This is a genomic window from Rhizobium sp. BK176, assembly GCF_024808055.1.
In genome coordinates this window covers 1-20,672 of record NZ_JANUBV010000005.1, presented here as the reverse complement: position 1 = coordinate 20,672, position 20,672 = coordinate 1, and the positions used below count along the sequence as shown (strand labels likewise).

General features: G+C 59.5%; 22 protein-coding genes. 10 read left to right on the top strand and 12 right to left on the bottom strand.

Translation table 11 applies throughout. The features are described 5' to 3' along the window. Positions 1 to 2 precede the first annotated feature (2 nt). Together FHT76_RS17380 and FHT76_RS17375 are read left to right on the top strand one after the other, a co-directional pair. Positions 3 to 413 (top strand): hypothetical protein, encoded by a 411-nt coding sequence (locus FHT76_RS17380; protein WP_114713755.1) that lies wholly within the window; start codon positions 3 to 5, stop codon positions 411 to 413. Between the two features lie 55 nt (positions 414 to 468). Continuing rightward, the gene (locus FHT76_RS17375) at positions 469 to 1,461 is read left to right on the top strand and encodes a dihydroxyacetone kinase subunit DhaK (RefSeq protein ID WP_183861942.1); all 993 of its coding nucleotides are present in this window, start codon (positions 469 to 471) and stop codon (positions 1,459 to 1,461) included. 68 nt (positions 1,462 to 1,529) lie between these two features. On the opposite strand, the gene FHT76_RS17370 is transcribed toward FHT76_RS17375, so the two are convergent. From FHT76_RS17370 to FHT76_RS17345, 6 genes are all read right to left on the bottom strand, one after another. Continuing rightward, positions 1,530 to 2,141, bottom strand: coding sequence for a flavin reductase family protein (locus tag FHT76_RS17370; RefSeq protein ID WP_259127567.1), 612 nt, complete (start codon positions 2,139 to 2,141; stop codon positions 1,530 to 1,532). Positions 2,142 to 2,144: 3 nt separating this feature from the next. Then, positions 2,145 to 2,885 (bottom strand): aspartate/glutamate racemase family protein, encoded by a 741-nt coding sequence (locus tag FHT76_RS17365; protein WP_183861944.1) that lies wholly within the window; start codon positions 2,883 to 2,885, stop codon positions 2,145 to 2,147. Positions 2,886 to 2,891: 6 nt separating this feature from the next. Beyond that, positions 2,892 to 3,713 carry an ABC transporter permease gene (locus FHT76_RS17360; protein WP_183861946.1) on the bottom strand — a complete coding sequence of 274 codons (822 nt, stop codon included), beginning with the start codon at positions 3,711 to 3,713 and terminating at the stop codon, positions 2,892 to 2,894. A gap of 1 nt (position 3,714) precedes the next feature. After that, complete coding sequence (locus FHT76_RS17355) at positions 3,715 to 4,629, bottom strand: ABC transporter permease (protein ID WP_183861948.1); 915 nt, start codon at positions 4,627 to 4,629, stop codon at positions 3,715 to 3,717. Positions 4,630 to 4,874: 245 nt separating this feature from the next. After that, entirely contained in the window at positions 4,875 to 6,182 is a 1,308-nt protein-coding gene (locus FHT76_RS17350; protein ID WP_183861950.1) for a PotD/PotF family extracellular solute-binding protein, read from the bottom strand. Positions 6,183 to 6,216: 34 nt separating this feature from the next. Further along, positions 6,217 to 7,305 (bottom strand): ABC transporter ATP-binding protein, encoded by a 1,089-nt coding sequence (locus FHT76_RS17345; RefSeq protein WP_183861952.1) that lies wholly within the window; start codon positions 7,303 to 7,305, stop codon positions 6,217 to 6,219. A 268-nt stretch (positions 7,306 to 7,573) separates the two neighbouring features. Here FHT76_RS17345 and FHT76_RS17340 point away from each other — a divergent pair, with 268 nt between their 5' ends. Further along, positions 7,574 to 8,287 carry a GntR family transcriptional regulator gene (locus FHT76_RS17340; RefSeq protein ID WP_210296667.1) on the top strand — a complete coding sequence of 238 codons (714 nt, stop codon included), beginning with the start codon at positions 7,574 to 7,576 and terminating at the stop codon, positions 8,285 to 8,287. Positions 8,288 to 8,528: 241 nt separating this feature from the next. Here the strand turns inward: FHT76_RS17340 and FHT76_RS17335 are convergent, their stop codons facing one another. Then, entirely contained in the window at positions 8,529 to 8,984 is a 456-nt protein-coding gene (locus FHT76_RS17335) for an Lrp/AsnC family transcriptional regulator (RefSeq protein ID WP_016555203.1), read from the bottom strand. A 115-nt stretch (positions 8,985 to 9,099) separates the two neighbouring features. Here FHT76_RS17335 and FHT76_RS17330 point away from each other — a divergent pair, with 115 nt between their 5' ends. From FHT76_RS17330 to FHT76_RS17320, 3 genes are all read left to right on the top strand, one after another. Then, positions 9,100 to 10,029 carry a DMT family transporter gene (locus tag FHT76_RS17330; protein WP_183861954.1) on the top strand — a complete coding sequence of 310 codons (930 nt, stop codon included), beginning with the start codon at positions 9,100 to 9,102 and terminating at the stop codon, positions 10,027 to 10,029. Positions 10,030 to 10,284: 255 nt separating this feature from the next. Beyond that, complete coding sequence (locus tag FHT76_RS17325; protein ID WP_183861956.1) at positions 10,285 to 10,641, top strand: helix-turn-helix transcriptional regulator; 357 nt, start codon at positions 10,285 to 10,287, stop codon at positions 10,639 to 10,641. Continuing rightward, positions 10,625 to 11,104, top strand: coding sequence for an SRPBCC family protein (locus tag FHT76_RS17320; RefSeq protein ID WP_183861958.1), 480 nt, complete (start codon positions 10,625 to 10,627; stop codon positions 11,102 to 11,104). Before FHT76_RS17325 ends, FHT76_RS17320 begins: the two co-directional genes overlap by 17 nt. A gap of 159 nt (positions 11,105 to 11,263) precedes the next feature. Here FHT76_RS17320 and FHT76_RS17315 read toward each other — a convergent pair whose 3' ends face one another. Then, positions 11,264 to 11,617, bottom strand: coding sequence for a hypothetical protein (locus FHT76_RS17315; RefSeq protein ID WP_183861960.1), 354 nt, complete (start codon positions 11,615 to 11,617; stop codon positions 11,264 to 11,266). A gap of 289 nt (positions 11,618 to 11,906) precedes the next feature. On the opposite strand from FHT76_RS17315, the gene FHT76_RS17310 reads away from it, so the two are divergent. Together FHT76_RS17310 and FHT76_RS17305 are read left to right on the top strand one after the other, a co-directional pair. Then, positions 11,907 to 13,061 carry an MFS transporter gene (locus tag FHT76_RS17310; protein ID WP_183755366.1) on the top strand — a complete coding sequence of 385 codons (1,155 nt, stop codon included), beginning with the start codon at positions 11,907 to 11,909 and terminating at the stop codon, positions 13,059 to 13,061. A 303-nt stretch (positions 13,062 to 13,364) separates the two neighbouring features. After that, positions 13,365 to 14,894, top strand: a complete 1,530-nt coding sequence (locus tag FHT76_RS17305) for an FAD-dependent oxidoreductase (RefSeq protein ID WP_183861962.1) — start codon at positions 13,365 to 13,367, stop codon at positions 14,892 to 14,894. Positions 14,895 to 15,309: 415 nt separating this feature from the next. Here the strand turns inward: FHT76_RS17305 and FHT76_RS17300 are convergent, their stop codons facing one another. Genes FHT76_RS17300 through speB form a run of 4 tightly spaced genes read right to left on the bottom strand, consistent with a single transcriptional unit; the run spans position 15,310 to position 18,564 of the window. After that, entirely contained in the window at positions 15,310 to 15,963 is a 654-nt protein-coding gene (locus tag FHT76_RS17300; protein ID WP_183861964.1) for an amino acid ABC transporter permease, read from the bottom strand. After that, positions 15,960 to 16,628 carry an amino acid ABC transporter permease gene (locus FHT76_RS17295; RefSeq protein ID WP_183861966.1) on the bottom strand — a complete coding sequence of 223 codons (669 nt, stop codon included), beginning with the start codon at positions 16,626 to 16,628 and terminating at the stop codon, positions 15,960 to 15,962. The genes FHT76_RS17300 and FHT76_RS17295 overlap by 4 nt, the downstream gene beginning before the upstream one ends. Positions 16,629 to 16,663: 35 nt before the next feature. After that, a complete protein-coding gene (locus FHT76_RS17290) occupies positions 16,664 to 17,455 on the bottom strand; it encodes a transporter substrate-binding domain-containing protein (protein WP_016555211.1) in 792 nt (263 codons plus the stop codon). 50 nt (positions 17,456 to 17,505) lie between these two features. Next, on the bottom strand, positions 17,506 to 18,564 hold the full coding sequence (speB, locus tag FHT76_RS17285; RefSeq protein WP_183861968.1) for an agmatinase: 1,059 nt from the start codon (positions 18,562 to 18,564) through the stop codon (positions 17,506 to 17,508). 271 nt (positions 18,565 to 18,835) lie between these two features. Between speB and FHT76_RS17280 the strand changes: the two genes are divergently transcribed. Both FHT76_RS17280 and FHT76_RS17275 read left to right on the top strand, forming a co-directional pair. Then, the gene (locus FHT76_RS17280) at positions 18,836 to 19,696 is read left to right on the top strand and encodes a LysR substrate-binding domain-containing protein (protein ID WP_016555213.1); all 861 of its coding nucleotides are present in this window, start codon (positions 18,836 to 18,838) and stop codon (positions 19,694 to 19,696) included. Positions 19,697 to 19,804: 108 nt separating this feature from the next. After that, entirely contained in the window at positions 19,805 to 20,164 is a 360-nt protein-coding gene (locus FHT76_RS17275) for a Rid family hydrolase (protein WP_183861970.1), read from the top strand. Positions 20,165 to 20,672 lie beyond the last annotated feature (508 nt).

Genomic DNA, 20,672 nt, shown 5'->3' with positions numbered 1-20,672 from the left:
GGATGGCGCGCGAAGACACCGAAGACGCCATTATCGCCTACAAGGACATTCTGGCGCAGATTATCGACAACCGACCGTCAGGAACACGTCAGAGGCTGGCGACGGAACTCGGCAAGCATCGCAGCTTCGTCACCCAGATAACCAGCCCCACTTATGCGACGCCTCTTCCGGCGCGTCACCTCGCGACCATCTTCAGGGTGTGCCATTTTAGCCCCGCCGAACAGGACCGTTTTTTGGACGCCTATCAGGTCGCCCATCCCGGCAAGCTGCCGGAGTTTGGCGCCACGGAAAAACTGCGGCATCTTTCGATAATGGTGCCTGACTTCGGCGATGAACGCCGCAACCGGCTTCTGGAAGAGGCGATCACGGACCTGGTCCAAAAGATCGCCGAGATTTCGGGGCCGCCTGATTGAACGGACGGTTCGCGCGGAACGAGCGCTAGATGATCATCGCCTTGGGAGGGGTTTGATGAAGAAATTCATGAATGCAGCGGACACAATGGTCGCCGAAAGCGTCGAAGGCTTCGTGCGCGCCCATGAGGAGTTCCTTGTATTCGGCGCAGACCGTCAATTTGTCCGTCGTCGCCACCTCGTTCCAGGTAAGGTAGCAGTCATCTCCGGGGGTGGAGCGGGCCACGAGCCGATGCATGTCGGCTTCGTCGGTCGCGGCATGCTGGATGCAGCATGCGTCGGGCATATTTTCACGTCCCCTACTCCAGGCCAAATCCTCAGCGCGATAGAGGACGTGGACACCGGTGCCGGCTGCCTGCTGGTGGTAAAGAATTATGACGGCGACCTCATGAATTTCGAAATGGCGGCAGAGATGGCATCGAGCCGCCACCGAATTGAGATGGTGATCGTAAGCGACGACATCGAAACGGCAAGCACGAACGACGGCCGCGGTCGACGAGGCATTGCCGGTACGGTAATCATGGAAAGGCTTCTCGGCGCCGCCGCGGAAAACGGCATGGCACTCGCTGAATTGAAAACCCTTGCTGCCGGCCTCGCGTCCCGCGTCAGATCGATGGGTGTCGCACTGACCGGTGTCACGGTGCCGCACACGCGGCGATCGACCTTTTCACTCGGCCCCGAAGAAATAGAAATGGGTGTTGGCATTCATGGAGAGCCGGGCCGTTCAAGAGAGCCCTTCTCCAACGCGGACACCATCGTGAGGCATCTAAGCGAGGTGGTTTTCAACGAAGTCGCTCGGGTTTCTGACAAGGCATTGCTTTTCGTGAACGGCCTTGGCGGCACGCCGCCGGCGGAACTTTATCTCGCTTACAACGTCGCGCATCGCTTCATGCAGGGTCATGGTCTGCAGATCGCGCGCTCACTGGTTGGTACTTACGCAAGCTCACTTGACATGCAGGGCCTTTCGATCTCGCTCGCTCTGCTTCGTGACGAAGAGTTCGCTCTATGGGATTCGCCTGTCGCCACGGCTGCCTTGCGCTGGGGCTGCTAGGGATGGGTCTGTCGTGGCGACCTCAGCGCAGCGGCCTGCAACTCGTCGGACCCAAAGGTTGGAAAATCTTATAATTTCGGCGTCAGCATCTCGAAACGGTCACGGATCGTCGAGCAGGTATCGCCGCCAAGGCGCGCGATGGCATCGACTTGCCTGGGATCGACGCGCAGACCTTCAGGATCGACGACACCGTCGCGATAATGAGCATAGACGATCTCGCCCATGATGATCTGACGGGATTTCCCGAGCTCAAGCGTGACATGACGCCTGCACTCGAATGCTGCGGGTGCTTCCGCGATCCATGGCGAAGCGACTTTCTGACCCGCCATCGCCGTCAGTCCCGCCTCCTTGAGCTCGTCGACACCACGCGGATATTTTGACCCGCAGACATGCATCGCTTCGGCAATGGAAAACGACACAATGTTGACTGTGAAGACTTCCGTCATGCGGATGTTATAGCCCGTGTCCTTGAAAGACATGTCCGGATTGTTCTCGACGCCGAGCGCCAGGATGGGCGGATCGGCGGAGAGGCAATTGAAGAAGCTAAACGGGGCGGCATTGATACGGCCATGTTCGTCGACCGTAGTCACCAGCGCGATCGGTCGCGGAATGATCGTGCCAATCATCAGCTTGTAACGCTCACGCTCCGAGAGTGCTTCGAAATCGAAGGATATTGTCATCGGTCAGCCTGCTGCTCGCATCGGCGCGAAAGCGCTCATAGCGCCGGTAAAGGGTTTTGCCAGAGGCGATGCGTAAGAACCGCGCTTGCTCGTCGACAATCCGAGCGAAACCAGCGCCTCGGCCTGCTTCACCGCTACGGCGACCCCATCGACCACGGGCACGCCGTAGATATCCTGCAGCTCGCGCGCCAGATCAGTCATCCCAGCGCAGCCAAGCACGATCGCTTCGGCGCCATCCTCAGCAAGAGCACGCTCGATCTCGGCCCGGAGCTTGCCGATAGCGCCCGAAGTGGGATCTTCGAGCTGAAGAACCGGAATATCGGAGGCGCGCACCCTGGCGCGTCCGCCCATGCCGTAGCGTCGTACAAGATTGTCAATCAAGACACGCGAACGCTCCAGCGTCGTCACGACGGTAAATCGCTGCGCCAGGAAGCCTGCGGTGGCGACCGCAGATTCACAGAGTCCAAGCACCGGCACGTCGGCAAAGCTGCGCGCCGCGTCAAGTCCCGTATCGTCGAAGCAGGCGATGATCGCGGCATCGTATTCGCCAGCCCGCTCCTTGAGTTCGCTGAGAAGTCCCGGGATTGCGAGCGCCCCGTCATAATGCCCTTCAATCGATACCGGCCCCATTCGCGAGGTGGCGGCAATGATGACGGTGCCAGACGCCATGACCGCGCGGGCAGCAAGGGCTGCCTTCTCGGTCATGGTTTCAGTCGTATTGGGATTGACCAGAAGAATGCGCATTGGGGGTCAGCTTACCTTTGCCTGACGCCGACGCAGCATGAGCATGATGCCGAGCGCGACGAGGATGATAGTGAAGGAAAACAGCGTCGTTACCGTGCCGAGCGCGTATAGCACCGGCGTCGTGACGTTGGTGGTCATACCGTAGATTTCGAGCGGCAGCGTGTTGTAGCTGCCTGATGTCATCAGCGTCCGGGCGAATTCGTCGTAAGAGAGCGTGAAGCCGAACAGCCCGACACCGATCAGGCTCGGCGCAATCATCGGCAGCACGACGTGGCGGAAGGTCTGCCAAGAACTCGCGCCAAGATCGCGGGCAGCTTCCTCGTAGGCGGGCGAGAAACGGTTGAACACGGCGAACATGATGAGCACGCCGAACGGCAACGTCCATGTCAGATGCGCGCCGAAGGCCGACGAATACCAGGCAGGCTTCAGCCCGCCCTGCTGGAACACCACGCCGATTCCGAGCGAGATGATGATCGACGGCACCACGAGGCTGGCGACAGTCGCGTAAAACAGAAAAGTCGCGCCACGGAACCGGCGGCGGAAGGCAAGGCCCGCGAGCAGCGATACGACGACCGTGACAACCATCACCATCAGGCCGAGCGTAGACGACCGACGGAACGAGGCGCCGAAATCGCCCACCGCCTGTTTCTCGAACAGATTGTAGAACCAGTGAACGGAAATGCCGTTCAGCGGAAAGGTGAGGCCGCCATCCGGCCCCTGAAAGGACAGGATCAGGATCGCCGAGAGCGGTCCGTAGAGGAACAGCACGAAGACAAGGAAGAAGGCTGCGAGCACGTAGAATTCGAAGGTGCGCCTCTCGTGGTTCATCTCAAAGCTCCTTGCGGATATCGACGACGCGCAGGATGGCCGCGACCATCATCAGGACGACGACCAGAAGCACGACGGCATTGGCGGCGGCGGCAGGATATTGCAGCAGCGACATCTGGTTCTTCATCATCAGCGCCACTGAAGCGCTCTGCCCGCCGGACATCACCTGCACGGTGGAGAAGTCAGCCATCACAAGCGTCACAACGAAGATCGAGCCGATGGCGATGCCGGGCTTGGCGAGCGGGATGACGACGTTCCAGAGGATCTGCCAGCCGCTGGCGCCGGCATCGCGCGCTGCCTCGAACAGCGAGCGGTCGATGCGCATCAGCGTGTTGAAGATCGGTGTCACCATGAACAGCGTGTAGAGATGCACCATGGCGAGAACCACGGCGAAATCGGAATAGAGCAGCCACTCGATCGGCTGCGGGATGATGCCCGCCTTGATCAGCGCAGAGTTGACGAGGCCATTGCGGCCGAGCACCGGGATCCACGAGATCATGCGGATGATGTTCGACGTCATGAACGGCACGGTGCAGACCAGAAACAGGATCATCTGCGTCGACGTGCGGCGGATATGAAAGGCAAGGAAATAGGCGACCCAGAAACCGATGAAGACGGTCAGCGCCCAGACGATGACGGTGAATTTCAGCGTATTGAGATAGGTCTTCCACGTCACCCACGAGCCGAGCGTCTCGGTGTAGTTCATCGTCAGGAAATCGGGATAGAGACCGGCGAAGTCGTAATCCCAGAAGCTCACCACCGCGATCATCGCGATCGGCAGGATGAAGAAGAAACCGAGGATCAGGATGAGCGGCGTCGCCTGGAGATAGGAGGCGGCCCACGGCGCAAGCCGAAAGCCAGCACTGCGGACCCGGTCAGTCGTCTCGTTTGTCTCTGCTGAAGCGATCGTCGCCATCTGCCATCCTCTCGGATTTGCCTTGAAACGGAATTGAGAGAGGGATCGAAGACCCCTCCCCAACCCTCCCCACAGGGGGGAGGGAGTTCTTCTGTTGCACCCTCCCCACAAGAGCGAGGGCGTTTTCTGCCGCCACGCTCCTCGGGAGGAACCGGCTCCTTGCCGCAGCGCCCACGCTCCCTCCCCCTTGTGGGGAGGGTTTGGGGAGGGGAAAGCGGCACCCGCTGTGGCGGATGATGGCCGCCTTAAGCCGCGATGAACTCGTTCCAGCGGCGAACCATGTAGCGGTCTTCGTCCATGACGGAGTTCCAGCACGCGACATGACCCATGCGCTCTTCGAACGAACCACCGTCGCGAACGGCGCCGGCCTTCTCCATGACCTTGCCTTCCGGCGAGAGGATATCGCCCTGGGCTGCCTTGCCTTCGATCCAGTAGCCCCACTCGTCAGCCGTCATGAAGCCCTTGGCGGTGTCCATGCAGGCAGAGTAGTAGCCCTGGCGGTTGAGGTAGCCGCCGACCCAGCCGGATGTGTACCAGTTGATGTACTCGTAGGCCGCATCGAGCTCGGCACCCTTGAGGTGCGAAGCGAGGCCGAGACCGCCGCCCCACGAGCGATAGCCTTCCTTGAGCGGCTGGTATTTGCAGGCGATGCCCTTGGAGCGAACAGCGGCGACAGCCGGCGACCACATGGACTGGATGATGACTTCGCCCGAAGCCATCAGGTTGACCGACTCGTCGAACGACTTCCAGAAGGCGCGGAACTGACCGTCCTGCTTTGCCTTGATCAGGAAGTCGATCGTCTTGTCGATCTCTTCCTTGGTCATGTTGCCCTTGTCGGCGTACTTGATGTTGCCGAGCGCTTCCATGATCATCGCGGCATCCATGATGCCGATCGACGGGATGTTGAGGATTGAGGTCTTGCCCTTGAACTTCGGGTCCATGATATCGGCCCAGGTCGAGATCTCGCGGCCGACGAGATCAGGGCGAATGCCGAGCGTGTCGGCGTTGTAGATCGTCGGCATCATGGTGAAGAGCTCGGTCTCGCCCTTGGCGAAGGTCTTGGCGTCGGCTTTTTCGACGTAACCGACCGTGTGCGGCGCGGTGCCCTGCGCAATCACGCTATCCGGCTTCAGCTTGCCGTTCTTGAACAGCGGAACGACCTTGTCGTAGTACTTCAGCTTCTTCACATCCATCGGCTGGATGACGCCGGTCGGATAGACCTTCTTCAGGATCCAGTATTCGATGTCGGCGATGTCGTAGCTGTCAGGCTGCGTCACGGCGCGCTGCGCGGCGGCGTCGGAATCCGTCGCCGTCATCTCGAGCGTGATGCCGAGGTCCTTCTTGCACTGCTCGGCGATGGCGTTGATGTTGGAGACGCCGGTGCCGAACTGGCGAAGCGTGATGTTGGACTGCGCCCAGATGGTCGGGAAGCCGGTGATCAGGCCGGAGCCGGCGGCAGCGCCGAGGGCGGCAGCACCCGTCTTCAGCAGGCTGCGGCGCGACACGCCCTTGCCCATCAGACCCTTCTTGGTGGTTTTCGTTGTATCAGTCATGTCAGTTCCCTCTGGTTTTTGTGGTAATGAAGATTCATGCCGAAACGCGGCCCAGGAGAACGGCGTCCTCCAAGGCCCAACTCAGGGACACCGCATCGCCGACCGATGCGGGGTTGGCGAAATAATCGCCATCGGACGCAATGACGGTGAAGTCATCGCTGCCCGCGCCGGCCACGGTGAGCTTCACCGAGGCGCCGCGATATTCGATGTTGGAGACGACGCCGTTGAAACCGAGCGTCTTGTCGGAAGCGGTATCGAGCCGCACCCGATCTGTGCGGATACCGATGTCGACACTCTCGCCGGCGTGCTTGCCGTTGCCGCGCACCGAGAATGTCTGACCTTCCGGAACCTCGAGCGTCGTAACACCGTCTTTCGAGGAAACGACGCGGCCGGAGAGAACATTGTGATCCCCCATGAAGCGAGCGACGAAGGCGGTGGCCGGCTCCTCGAAGACCTTGCGCGGCGTTGCCGCCTGCTCGATCTTGCCGTCGTTCATGATGACAATGATATCGGCGAGCGCCATCGCCTCTTCCTGGCTGTGCGTCACATGCACGAAGGTGATGCCGAGGCTCTTCTGCAGCTTTTTCAGTTCGGCACGCATGCGGATCTTCAGGAACGGATCGAGCGCCGACAACGGCTCGTCGAGCAGCAGCGCTTCCGGATCGGTAATCAGCGCGCGTGCCAGCGCCACACGCTGCTGCTGCCCGCCTGATAACTGTGCTGGCCGCCGCGTCGCATAGGCGTCCATCTGCATCAGTTTCAGCAACTCGAGCGCCTTGGTCCGCCGTTCGTCCTTCTCGACACCCTTCATCTTCAGGCTGAAAGCGACGTTGTCGACGAGGTCGAGATGCGGGAAGAGCGCATAAGACTGGAACATCATCGCCGTGCCGCGCTTGGCCGGCGGAAAGTCGGTGACGACTGTATTGCCAAGCCTGATATCACCGGACGAAATGCTTTCGTGCCCGGCGATCATGCGCAGCGTTGAGGTCTTGCCGCAGCCGGAGGGGCCGAGAAAGCAGCAATAGGAACCGGCCGGTATCTTCAGGCTGATGGAATGGACCGCCGTGGTGGCGCCATACACCTTGGAAACTGATACGATATCGATCTCTGCGGCCTTCGACATTGGTCTTCCCCTGTTCGAGAAGGACAATGCATCCGCCGTGCCAGTTCCTATTGCGGTGCATCAAGCGTCGAAAAATCAAACACTTCGCTTTGCAGAAGGGTCACACATCAAAATTGCGGCACCAACATCACCTGCCCAGAAAATAGGCTATCGTTCGCACTTCGTGCAAACGATCGTATACAATTTAGCCATCTCTTTGAGCGCAAATTCCGTTTAACTTTTACGGGAAACGCAGATATCATTTCCCGGTCAAAAGGTATTTGTGTTCATGAAGCCCACCGCAACCGCCGTGCATACCACAGAGGATTCAACCGATACGGGCGCACAACAGATCCGCGACGCGATCCGCGATGCGATCGTCGAGCGGCGGCTGTCGCCGGGAACAAAGCTATCGGAAAGCGATGTCGGCAACCTGTTCAACGTCAGCCGTACGCTTGCGCGCGCCGCCCTGCAGGCTCTTTCCTATGAGGGCCTGGTCAGCGTCGAAAAGAACCGTGGCGCGTTCGTCGCCTACCCCTCGCCCGATGAGGCTCGCCAGATTTTCGCTGCCCGCCGCCTGGTCGAGCCCGGGATCTTGCGGGAGGCTGCAGCCAGAATCACGCCTTCGCAAATCCAGCATCTGAAGCAATTGCTCATCGCGGAAGGCCGCCTGATGAGCGAGCGCGGCCAGATGGCACGACGTGCCGAGATCAAGGCATCGGGCGACTTTCACCTGACGCTTGCCGCCATATCCGGCAATGCGATCATGCAACGTTTTATGGATGAACTCGTAGCCCGCTCGTCGCTGGTGATCGCCCTTTATGGTCAATCGACCATATCGAGTTGCGGTCATTCCGAGCATGGCGATATCGTCGCCGCGATCGAGAGGAACGATCTCGACGAGGCATGCAGGCTGATGCTGCACCACATCGCGCATATCGAGGCCGATCTTGATCTTCGCGAACGCAAGAGCGTCGGTCTCAAGGAAGCCTTCGAGGGGTGAGGTCAGATTAACCAGAGCCGAAGGCGTTGACCGGGTACTGCTGGTTTCCAAGTCTGCCATGAGCGGAAGGGCATCATCGGATGCCCGACCCGCATCGGGATCGCCGAGACAAATGCTCGACAGGCAGCAGAAAAAGAGACTACCGGCGGCGCAAAGTCATGGTCCGCTTATGGCCTGCCGAGAGCGGACGATAATCGGCGCCTCTTTAGCTGGAGGCGGCACAGATAGTCCGACCCTTCCATCAGATACGCGGGAACACCGTCGTCTTCTTGACGGTTGCATAGGCGAAACTTGTGTCGATCCCCGCGATCCCTTCGATGTTGTGAAGCTGTTGCCTGACGAACTGCTCGTAGTCCTTCAGACTTTGAACGAGGACGCGCAGGAGATAGTCGGCCTCCCCCGTCATGACGTAGCAGTCCTGTATATTGTCGATGGAGCGGACCTTTCGCTCGAAGGCCGCGATCGCCGCCTCCGAGTGGCGCTCGAGCCTGATGCGGACGAACGCGGTGATTGGAAGCCCGTAGGCCTCCTCATCCACGATAGCGGTGTACCCCTTGATGACACCGTTCTCTTCCAGGAGCCTGAGACGGCGAAGACATGGAGACGGCGAAAGCGCCACTTTCTCGGAAAGCTCTTGGTTCGATAGGCGGCCGTCCCGCTGCAGCGTAGAGATGATCTGTCGGTCCTTCTCGTCCATGGCCCTCCCTCATTGGCAGAATCTGCCAAATATCGTTCCTGATGGGATCAACATAGCAAGAAACTGCCTGAGGAAGAAGCATATCATGTCACTCAATTTGACATCGAGGTTTCTCATGGCCGACATTACTACGACTTTCCCCAGACCGACGATCAAGTGGAATGAGACTGCCGCTGCAGGTTATGTTGTGTTGGCGCTCGTCGTCCTCATCTGGGCTGGGTTCGCGCTCACCATGCGAGCCATGGGCAAGTCACCGCTCGCTACTGCGGATGTCGCCCTGATCCGCTTCGCCGTGCCTGTGGTGGCGCTCCTGCCCTTGCTGTTCGGCCGCCTGCATCTGCTGCGGCAAGTCGACCGCAAGGCCGTCCTGTTGGTGCTGGCAGGTGGCGTGCCTTTCTATTTCATCGCGTCTGCGGGAGCCAAGCTGACCTCAGCGGCCTATGTTGGCGCATTGATCCCCGGTACGACCCCGCTCGCAATGGCCCTGATCTCGCGCTTGTTCATGGGTCGGAGACTCTCTACAAGACAAGCTCTTCCGATCGGACTTATCGTGGGTGGCGTCGTACTCATGATCGCTGGACAACGCCACGCTGTCACCGCGGAGACACTGCGGGGCGTCGGACTGCTTCTGCTCGCGAGCCTCATCTGGGCCGGATACACGATCGGGCTGCGGCATACCGGGTTGGACGCGATCTCAAACGGCCTCCTACTTTCGATCGGTTCCCTGGTGGCTATCGTACCTATGATGCTCGTCGGGCTGGTCGGAAGCAATTTCGGCCACTTCAGCCTCGGCGAGGCGCTGCCTTACGCACTCGTCCAGGGTATCGGGACGGGGCTGGTCTCGACCTTGGGCTACGCGTTCGCGATCTCGCGGCTCGGCGCGTCCCGAAGCGCCACGATCGGGTCCCTGTCTCCGGCGCTAACGTCCCTTTTAGCTATACCCCTATTGGGAGAGTCGCTCGCCGTCGCGACCGCCATCGCCGTCGCCCTGATGACATTCGGCGTAATCTTGGCGAATCGTACGGGCGAACGAGTTCCAGAATGACGGCTCGGCGCTTTGACTCCATGGAATAGGCGCGTCCCACGCCTCGAAGCGACGTGTCAGCAAATTCAGGGCTGTAGGCGCTCCGTGAACCGCCGTCGTTTAATGCGCACCTCCCGGTCAATGCCAATCGAGGTAATGGCGCGCGCTGCGCCCTTGGCGACTTGAGGTTTCACGTCATGCCGCCCCAGTCCCTCAACACTTAGGCAAACGCCTTAATATTATTGACAGGTGGTCCTGCTCGTTATAGTAAGGCACATGCCTTATCATTCCGCACCCCTGGATCTCGCCTTTCACGCCTTAAGCGACCCGACCCGCCGCGCGGTGGTTTCGCGACTGTCTGAGGGCGAGGTACCGGTGAGCCTCCTGGCCGAGCCGTTCGACATGGCCCTGCCTTCGTTCGTCCAGCATCTCAAGGTTTTGGAAGATTGCGGGCTGATTGCCAGCGAGAAGCGCGGGCGCAGCCGCTGGTGCCGGTTGGTACAGGCGCGGTTCGACGAGGCGGCGGACTGGATGGAGGCAGAGCGCCGGCGCTGGACCGACCGGTTGGATCGGCTGGAAGTCTATTTGGACAAGACGAAAGAGGATGGTGAAGGCAATGGCAAACCCGTTTGATACATGGTCGCTTGATCGAGAGATCGTACTGGTGAAAGTTCTGAACCATCGACGCGACAAGGTTTTTGCGGCGTGGATGGACCCCGGGGCGCTAGCCGAATGGTACGGTCCGGCCGGCCTGAAGATCGAGAGCTACGAGGCCGACATACGCGAGGGCGGACTCTGGCGGTTCGACATGGTTGGCCTGTTCGAGGGCAAAGAACAGCGTTTCCCGAACCTCATGCGCTTTCTGGAGATCGTGCCAAACGAGCGGATCGTGATGGACTATGGCACGCCTGATCCCAACGACCCCGACCGCTTCCGCGCCACGGTGACCTTCGATGAGCAGGCCGACGGGAAGACCGTGCTCACCATGCGCCAACTCCACCCCACCCGCCAGCGACGTCAGGTCGTCATCGGCTTCGGCGCGGTTGAGTATGGGCTACAGACGCTGGATGGCCTCGCAGCTTGGTTGGACGGCTGAGTATTTGGCCAATCAGCGCCGTCTGTACACCTTCTGTGAATTGGGTTTGTTGTGGTTCTGACAGAAAGCAGGCAGACTGCGCCGGGCAAACTTGGGAGAACGCTTCATCGTCCTCCCTCCTGCCGCCGGTTTCGACTGATCGCCAGGAAGCCCTCCGCCTCATTCCACATAGAAGACCATGTTGCCGTTTCGCGCTCTCATCACCCATTCAATGTCATTGGGCGTTAGCTTCTTGGCCTTCAGTTGATCAACAAGCCATTTGTTCTGGCGTGCTGCGTTTCGGATCGCGTTCACATGCTGCGCGTCACCCGGCGATGGATGCGCACCTGTTTCATGCGCCGTACGGTAGCTTACGACTGAGAGTCGCTTCCCGTGATAAGTCCGCACATACGCAGGGAGATTTTCGCTCCAGTTCATTCTCCGGTGTTCTTGCCTCGTCTGTTGCGCTGCAGCCAGCAGGGCGGTCGGGATCGTCGAGACCGCAATGCCCAGGACAATAGCCAGCTTCCTCATGACGCCCTCCGAAGAGAAAGGTTGCCGGACGATCTTACGCGATATGGAGGCAGCAGGCACCGTGGGAATCGCCGGTTTGCATCACGGGCAGAAGGCAATGATGGCCCGGGTTGGGTCCCTGCGGACCAAAGGGCGATCCAAACCCTGCCTGATCCTGAGACGGGCCGACCTCCCCTCCGAAGTCAGCGATCAATTGATGGTCTACACGGCTTATCAGTTGGGGGCATGTTGTTAGTGAGCCGCGATTCACGTAGAAGAGGGCTCCCATCAAGTTCACCCCGGAGCTCCCGTGCATATCGGACCGCAACAGCGGATTTACGTCTGTTTCTTCCTGTTCGCCGTCTCCATGGGCGCCATGCTTTCGCGCCTTCCGGACATTCAAGATGCGCTGCAGATCGATAAGTCCGAGCTTGGCCTGACTCTGATCGGAGCCGCCATTGGCGCCCTGATTTCTTTGACGTTCTCGTCACCGATCGTCGCCCGCCTTGGAGCTCGAACGACCGCCTTCCTGACCGTCTTGGGTACCTCCGCTTGCCTTGCCCTCGTGCCATGGATGAGCGCCGCTCCCCTGGTATTCGGTATTCTTCTTTGCGAAGGACTTCTGGCGGGGGCGCTGGAAATCAATCTCAACGTCGAGATCGATCGGATCGAGGCGCAACTGGGGCGCGGCGTCATGAACCGGGCGCACGGTTTCTGGAGCCTCGGCTTCTTCGTCACCGCGCTGATATCGGCCGCGGTCCGTCAGGCTGGAGTGTCAATGCAGCTCCATTTGGCTTTGACGTTTGGCTTCGTCTTGGTCGTTGGCACTCTGGCAATCGCAGGCATGCGCAATGCTCCAGCCAGACCCACGCAGGAGCATTCCGACACGGGGCGCATCGCGCTACCGACCATTGCGCTTCTTCCTCTGTGTGTGATCGGTATCGCTGCTTTCCTGGTTGAGGGTGCAGGCATCGATTGGTCTGCAATCTATATGCGCGACGTATTCCAGTCTGAGCCCTTTGTGGGCGGCCTGGGTCTCACGCTTTTCACCTTCTTCATGGCTATGACGAGGATTTTCGCAGATCCGTTCGTCGATCGCTTTGGCTCGCGGGCGGTAGCATTCACTCTGCTGTTGGTGTCGGCAGCCGGTCTGAGCGCAGTTTGGCTTGCGCCGCATCAATTGATCGCCCTTTTCGGGTTTGCCCTCATGGGCGGCGGCTGCAGCGTGGTTTATCCGCTTGCGGTTTCCGCGGCGGCCCAGCGGTCGGACCGAGCCTCTCATCTCAATGTCGCAGCGCTCGGTCAAATGTCGTTTGTCGTGTTTTTCCTCGCTCCGCCACTCCTCGGTTTTGTAGCGGAGCATTTTGGTATACGGACAGCATACTTGGTATGTTTGCCCGTGATCCTGGGCGCACTGATATGCGTTCGCGCCCTCTCCGCCCGGCGCCCGTTGGCCGTCGCATAGGGTTGGCTGCCAATCGCACCCTGCTTTTCCGATGACGGCAACACGAATGAGGTCGGACTTTGAGGTTCGTAGTGACCTCTTCTCTTCGTTGCAGGAGGTGCCGGCAACGAACCGACGTCCTGGACGAATCGCTCCTCCCAAATTGCGACCCTATAGTCCCCTATTCGCCCGCTAGACTTCCACGAGCCGAGCCGAATTCATTTGCCTAAGAGGCGGAATGGCGGGAAATTGACTGGGGTTGTCTGCTGAGCAACCAAGTGTGGCAACGGCATGATGACGGGAACGTCCTCCAGGGAGGAGAAAATGGCCGACCATTCAAAGCTCAAGGGACCCGATCTGGCCCTCGGTATTGCACTCGCCGAACTGGCAGACGGAGGCAAGCTGGTCGGTCATTGCGACGGCGAACCGGTGCTCTTGGTGCGCCGCGGAGCAGAGATATTTGCGGTTTCTGCCAGTTGCTCCCACTATGGCGGACCACTGGTAGACGGTCTCGTCGTCGACGATACCGTTCGCTGTCCTTGGCATCACGCCTGCTTTGACCTTCTCACCGGAGACGCGCTGCGGGCGCCGGCCCTATCGCCACTCGCTTGTTGGTCGGTCGAGCAGCGCGACGAAAGGATCTTCGTCGGCGAGAAGCGCAAGAAGCTGTCCCCCACCGCGCGCGAAAGCAAGACAGGTGCTCCACCAGAGCGGATCGCAATCGTCGGCGGTGGGGCGGCCGGTTTTGCCGCAGCGGAGAGGCTGCGGCGGGAGCAATATCAGGGCGACATTGTCATGATCAGCGACGATGAGGCAGCGCCCGTCGACCGCCCCAACCTCTCAAAGGACTATCTCGCAGGCAAGGCTCCCGAAGACTGGATTCCGCTGCGCAACGAAAACTTCTATGCCAAGAATGGCATCGATCTACGCCTCGGCACCAAGGTCACCAGTATCGATATCGGTGCCAGCGAGGTCGCGCTCGCCAACGGAGCACGGGTAGCATTCGACAAATTGCTGCTCGCGACCGGTGCCGAACCGGTGCGACTGACCATCCCCGGCGCCGACATGCCTCATGTCCATACGTTGCGTTCGCTGGCCGACAGCCGCAGGATCATCGCACAAGCCGGCGCCGCGCGACGCGCTGTGGTACTCGGCGCCAGTTTCATCGGTCTCGAGGTTGCCGCCGCTCTTCGAACCCGGAGCCTCGAAGTGCATGTGGTGGCGCCCGGTGAACGGCCCATGGAACGAGTGCTGGGACCACAGATGGGCGACTTCATTCGCGCTCTGCATGAGGAAAATGGCGTCGTCTTCCACCTGGGAGATCGGGCGGCGAGTATTAGTGCGAGCGAGGTCCTGCTGAGCAGCGGCAGCACCCTGGGCGCCGACATCGTCGTTGCCGGCATCGGTGTGCGGCCGCGGGTCGATCTTGCCGAAACAGCCGGTCTCGCCACTGATCGAGGCGTCCTGGTCAGTTCCTATCTCGAAACCAGCGTCTCCGGCATATATGCAGCCGGCGACATCGCGCGGTGGCCTGACACCCACAGCGGCGAAAACATCAGGGTGGAGCATTGGGTGGTGGCGCAGCGGCAGGGTGCTACCGCGGCGCTCAACATGCTCGGACACCGGAAGAAATTCACGGATGTACCGTTCTTCTGGAGTCAGCATTACGACATTCCGATCAATTATGTCGGCCATGCCGAGGGATGGGACAAAATCGAAGTGGAGGGCGATATTGCCGCTAGGGACTGCCTCGTGCGCTACAAGCGTGGTGGGCAGGTCCAGGCAGTTGCCACGATCTTCCGCGATGTCGAAAGCCTCCGAGCAGAACTGGCGATGGAGCACGGCACGGCCTAGAACGTGACGGGATCATGAAGTATGCATGCGTTTTGCCCGAGCGACCGGCAAAACATCCAGACTGGCCCAGGAGTGGAATCCCCAGCGACTGGAAGCGTCCGCTCGAACGCTGGTTATAAGCGTCCATAAGCGACAGGATCGGTACCCAAAACAGCATACCACCACTACGCGTGCATTTCAGGGTTAGGCGTCGGTCAGGGCAGCCCGTGTCTTGTCGAGCGAGAGCTAAGAAAGGGCCCACTTCTGGCACTTTGATACAGGGCATGCAGCGCTTCCAAGTGCCTACGAGATCGTTAGTTCCGATTCCCGATTCCACCAAGCCGCCGGTTCTGCCGGCGCTTGGGTTGGAAGGCGTAACAGTAATCGCAGCACTAGCTCAGCATGGCGGAGGAGAGCCGCCCCCGTCATTTGCTGGCTAGTTTGAACAAACCGCGGCTTCCCGTTCAAGCTTTCGCGCATACTCGGTAAGTGGGTAGCAAAGCACAAAGAAGATGACAGCGACTAGCCCGTAAACCTTGAAAGGTTCGAACGTCGCGTTGTTGATCGCGTTTGCGGTCCTCATCAGTTCCTCAAAGCCAAGAATGGACGTCAAGGCTGTGCTCTTGATGAGCTGCACGAGAAACCCGACGGTCGGTGCCCGGGTTATCCTGAAAGCCTGTGGGAGGATAATGAGCCGAAGCTCTTGCAGGCGGTGCAGACCGAGACTTGCGCCAGCGTCCCACTGACCGCGCGGGAGCGCCTCGACGCCGCTCCGCCAGATCTCCGCGAGATACGCGCTTGCATAAAATGTCAGCCCACATACGGCAGCAGTCCAGGGCTCGATGCGGAATCCCAACATGGGCAAGCCAAAAAACATCAGGAAAAGCTGCATGAGGAGCGGCGTCCCCTGGAACAGCGCGATGTAACCTGACGCCAGGCGCCGTGGCCAAGAGGCCTTCGATATACGAGCAAAGAGGATTGCCATGCCGACGCTCGCCCCGCCAACAAACGCAGCAATCGACAGAAGAAGCGTCCAACGCGTCGCGAAGACAAGATTGCGCAAAATATCCCAGAACGTGAACTCGATCATGATATCCCCGCTCCAAGGAACCGGCGACCACCAGCAATCAGCAAACGCCTGAGGCTTGCTGACATGGCAAGATAGATCATCGTCACGACAAGATAGGTCTCGAATGAACGAAAGGTGCGGGCTTGCAATAGATCGGCCTCTTGCGCCAGTTCGCGAACGGAAATCTGTGAGACCACAGCCGATTCCAGCATCATGATGACAATCTGACTTGTGAGGGCCGGAAAGATAATCTTGAGCGCCTGGGGCAAGACGACTTTGAAAAATACGTGCCTGGGCTTCAGTCCAAGCGCCCGTGCGGCCTCGCCTTGCCCCTTGGGGATAGCATCAAGCCCAGCGCCTACCACCTCGGTCGTGTAGGCCGCCATGTTGAGGGTCATGGCGAGTATTGCCGCGGTCACCGGATTGAGACGGATTCCGAGGCTTGGGAGGCCAAAGAAAATGAAGAACAACTGGACCAGAAACGGCGTGTTACGGATGACTTCAACGTAGATGCCAACAGCCCGGCGCAACCAGCCGAACCGGCTTCTTCGCGCCGCAGCGCCGAAAACACTGAGTACCGTCCCGAAGACGGTGGTGCAGGCAATCAGCAAAAGCGTCATGCTTGCGCCATATGCAAGCGCTCCCGCGCCGCCCCAAAGCCAATCGAAGCCAAGGCTATAGGTCATCGCCACTCCTTTCACGGCGGGGAGCAGTCATACGATCAATCCTTGAGATTTTCAGGGTTGAGTGGCGTCTTCAGCCAGGCCTTCGAACTAGCGTCGAGTTTCCCCTCCGCGATCATCTTGGCAACCACGTCATTGACGGCGTTCTTCAGGCCATCCTCGCTCTTGCGAAGAGCAATGTGAGAAGGCGACGTCAAGAGCTGGAACTTTTGTTCCGGTTTCAAGGCGTCCTGACGTGCCAGAACCTGCGCTCCAACATCGTTGCCAACCACCATCAATTGCGTTTGACCCGAGATGAAGGCCTGGATAACGGAATTGTAGTTTTCGAAGCGCTGGATTGTTGCCGACGCGGGGGCGGCTGCCGTCAGGGAGGTGTCTTCGAGCGTGCCGCGGTTCACGGCAATCGTTTTGTCGGCGAGGTCGTCCTTGCCGCTGATGGCGACGGCTGCCGGCCCTATGACCGCGATGTAGTACGGTGCGTAAGCGGCAGCGAAATCAATTACTTCTGCACGCTCCTTGGAATAGCCGACGCTCATCAGAATGTCGACGCGCTTATCGTTCAGATAGGCAATTCGGTTTTGTCCGGTGACGCCTACGAGGTTGAGCTTCACGCCAAGACTGTCGGCAATGTTCTGAGCGACATCGACATCGTATCCCTTGAGGCTCATGTCCGCGCTGGCCGATGAAAATGGCGGGAAGTCGGAGAAAATGCCTACGCTGATTTGGCCAGCAGCCTTGATGTCGGCGAGGTCGTCGGCATGGGCCGACAGTCCGACCAGAGCGAATGCCGCGGCAGTTGCGATGGTTCTTCCTAGTTTGCTGATATTCATTTTATGTTCCCTTTTTCTTGGTTCTAGATGGAGACGGCGATCCCAACCTCTCAGGCGGCGTTACGCACGGCGGGGCTGAGCATGGCGAGGCAAAGCAATTCGAATAGGACCTGCGCGGCAATCTGGGCCGTGTTGGTGGTCGCGTCATACTGCGGCGCCACTTCCACCACGTCACCGCCAACAAGATTTACTCCGCGGAGGCCTCGCAAGATGGCGAGAACTTCTCTCGGAAGCAATCCTCCAACCTCGGGTGTCCCGGTTCCCGGCGCAAAGGCGGGATCAAGGCTGTCGACGTCAAAGCTAATGTAAGTTGGACCGGAGCCGACGACCTCGAGGGCACGTGCGATCACGGCCTTGATACCCATCTCCGCGACTTCCTCGGCGTGTATTACCGTCATGCCCGAAGCAAAGGAGAACTCCCAAAGATACTCGGCTCCGCCTCGAATGCCTATCTGGATCGTTCTTCGAGGGTCAAGGACGCCGGCAAGGACGGCCTCTCGGAACGGAGCGCCGTGGTGGAACTTGGAACCCTCGTATGGGCCAGCCGTATCGCAATGGGCATCGATGTGAATCATGCCAACAGGGGCGCGGCTCGCGAACCCCTTGAGGATGGCACCGGATATGGAATGATCTCCACCAACCGACAGGGGGATCACTCCAGTATCGGCGATCATGCGGTAGCTGGCTTCGATGTCGGCATGGCATCCCGCGAGATCGAAGCGGCTTCTCATCGGAACATCACCGACGTCGGCGACCTTGAGCGTGCCCATTGGAGCAACCCCGAGAACATGCTCGTAGGGCCCGACGCGTTCGATCGCCCGAACGGCTCTCGGACCCAACCGCGACCCGGCGCGATTGGTGACACCAAGGTCCATCGGCACGCCGATCAAGGCCACATCCAGTGCTGCAAGCACATCCGATCTGATGCCGCCCTCGATAAAAGACGCGCCAAGGAAGGTCGCCGGATCTGCAAACGGCCACTTGCGGCTGTCGCCATCTTTGAAGACACTTGCCGCAACTTCGCGAAAGTGTGGATCGTGCATTTCGCCGCCGGCGGCATTGCCGAAGCGACGGCGAAGGTCCTCCAGAAAGTCCTGGTCAATCGTCAAGATAAGTTCCCCGGTTCTCGGTCCGAGATGGCATCATTCGCCCAGCCAGAATCCTTTACAACCTTGATATTTCGTGAGGGCCTATAACGATTTCTGATAGTCTGGCAGCCTCGACCGCCATTTTCGACGACAGGCCCGTTCAGATAACTTTATAAGGGCATGGGCGATCCCCGGCCCGTTGCCTCGCGGATGCAGATCGTTCAATGTCGAATTTCGCTGTCATGAGCACATTCGGATAGCTCGCCTTTAACGCAACCGAAGACGCTGTCGAATGCTTGATCTCGATTCATATCTGCTACGGGCTTTCCTGACGGTCGCCGAGATCGGAACGGTCAACGGCGCCGCTGCCAAATTGCATCGAACTCAAGCGGCGGTCAGCATGCAAATCCGCAAGCTCGAAGAGCTCGTGGGGGTAACGCTCTTTTCTCGATCCTCCAAGGGACTTGAGCTCACGGCTCACGGCCAGGTCATGGTGGCCTATGCCCGGGAGATCGTGCTGCTCAGCGATGAGGTCGGCCGTCGGCTCACCGGAAAGGTACTCCAAGGACGCATCCGTCTCGGGGTCGTCGAAGACTTCGCCGCCAGTCGACTGATAAACATCCTTCGTGACTTCAGGGCCCAGAACCCGAAGGTGGACATCGACATAATCGTCGAGCCCAACCGGCGTCTGGCGGAAATGTTCGAAGAGGGGAAGCTCGATCTTGCCGTGTGCGACATCACCGTTCTCAACAGGAAACCAATCCTGATCTGGACCGAATACCTGACATGGGTCGTCAGATCGGATTTTGTGGTCGACGCCAGCAGACCGCTCCCGGTCATCATGTTTGACGAGGGTTGCCCCTGGAATCTCCAGACGATCGCCACGCTGTCGCAGCGAAACATAAAATGGAAGACGGCCTGCGTCGCGTCCACGTTGGTTGCCATGGCGACGGCGGTCAGGGTTGGCATAGGTGTCGGTCCCATGCTTGAAGCCACGATTCCCGAGGGATGTCGCGCGCTCGACAAGGCCGCCGACCTACCCGGCGCCGTCCGCATCGAGATTGGATTTTATGCTCAGTCCGAGGCGTCCGAGGGCGCCCGCTATCTTGTCGAGTTCGTGTCGCGACACACCGCGATGACGGACCGCCCATAACATTCCGTTATAGCCGCGAAAAATAAAACGGCCTGTTCAACTGGCGCGGTGGCTGCAATTTGGCCTTGGCAGCAACCGACGCGCCAATTGAAACAGGGAAACCGGCCGATGGCTATCGAGCACGCGTCCGTCGACGAGGCGTCGCCACTTCAAACAGTCCATATCATCGGCCAGACCGCCAATTTCGCCGCCGGAAGCAGCATACGCGCACAGGCTGCCGAGATCCTTGATCGTATCGATGCCCTGCTCGCGATGGAGGGTACAGACAAGTCAGAACTGATCCAAGCCAACATCTGGCTTCGCGATCTCGGGTCTTTTGCCGAGATGAACGCCGCTTGGGAACAGTGGGTAACTCCGGGCATAACGCCTCGCCGAACAACTTTTGAAGAGCATGGTCTACCAGCACTATGTGACCTTCGAGTCGACGTCATCGCCTGGCGAAAGAGCCAGGAGTTTGCGTCGTCGTAAGGTACAATTCAAAGCCGTAGAGCACGCCCCGTACCACGACAAGCGATTGCCTGGTGGAGCTTCACGTTGTGGGGCAAGCCCGATCTCGCTGCGCGTGTCCTCGAAGCGCTGACGAGGTTTTCAAGAACGCGGTTCGGCAGCACATGGTGCTTTTCCTTCGCCTCGCGCAGCTTGTCTTCGCCGCGGCAGCTTTTTGGCCCTCTCGAGGGCAGCGGAACGGCCGCCGTCTGACAGCGCCTTGGTGTTGGCTTTTCCAATTGTCGCCTTCCCGCGCTTGGCATCTGCACTACTTCATCTTCGCTTCTCAAGGGGTAGTGGGAGGCCTCGGATAGTTATTGCGGAACCCAGCCGAGGCCCTCTTTTTACCGCAGTGTTTCACCGGGCCGAAAACTCTGAGGATCGTGCCCACTGCAGTGGTGTAACTGGACGGCTCTGGTCCCATGCTCTCCGGCGTGAGCCGGACTGATCAACGTGCCACTGCCGGCAAGCTGATCATAGGATCATCGCT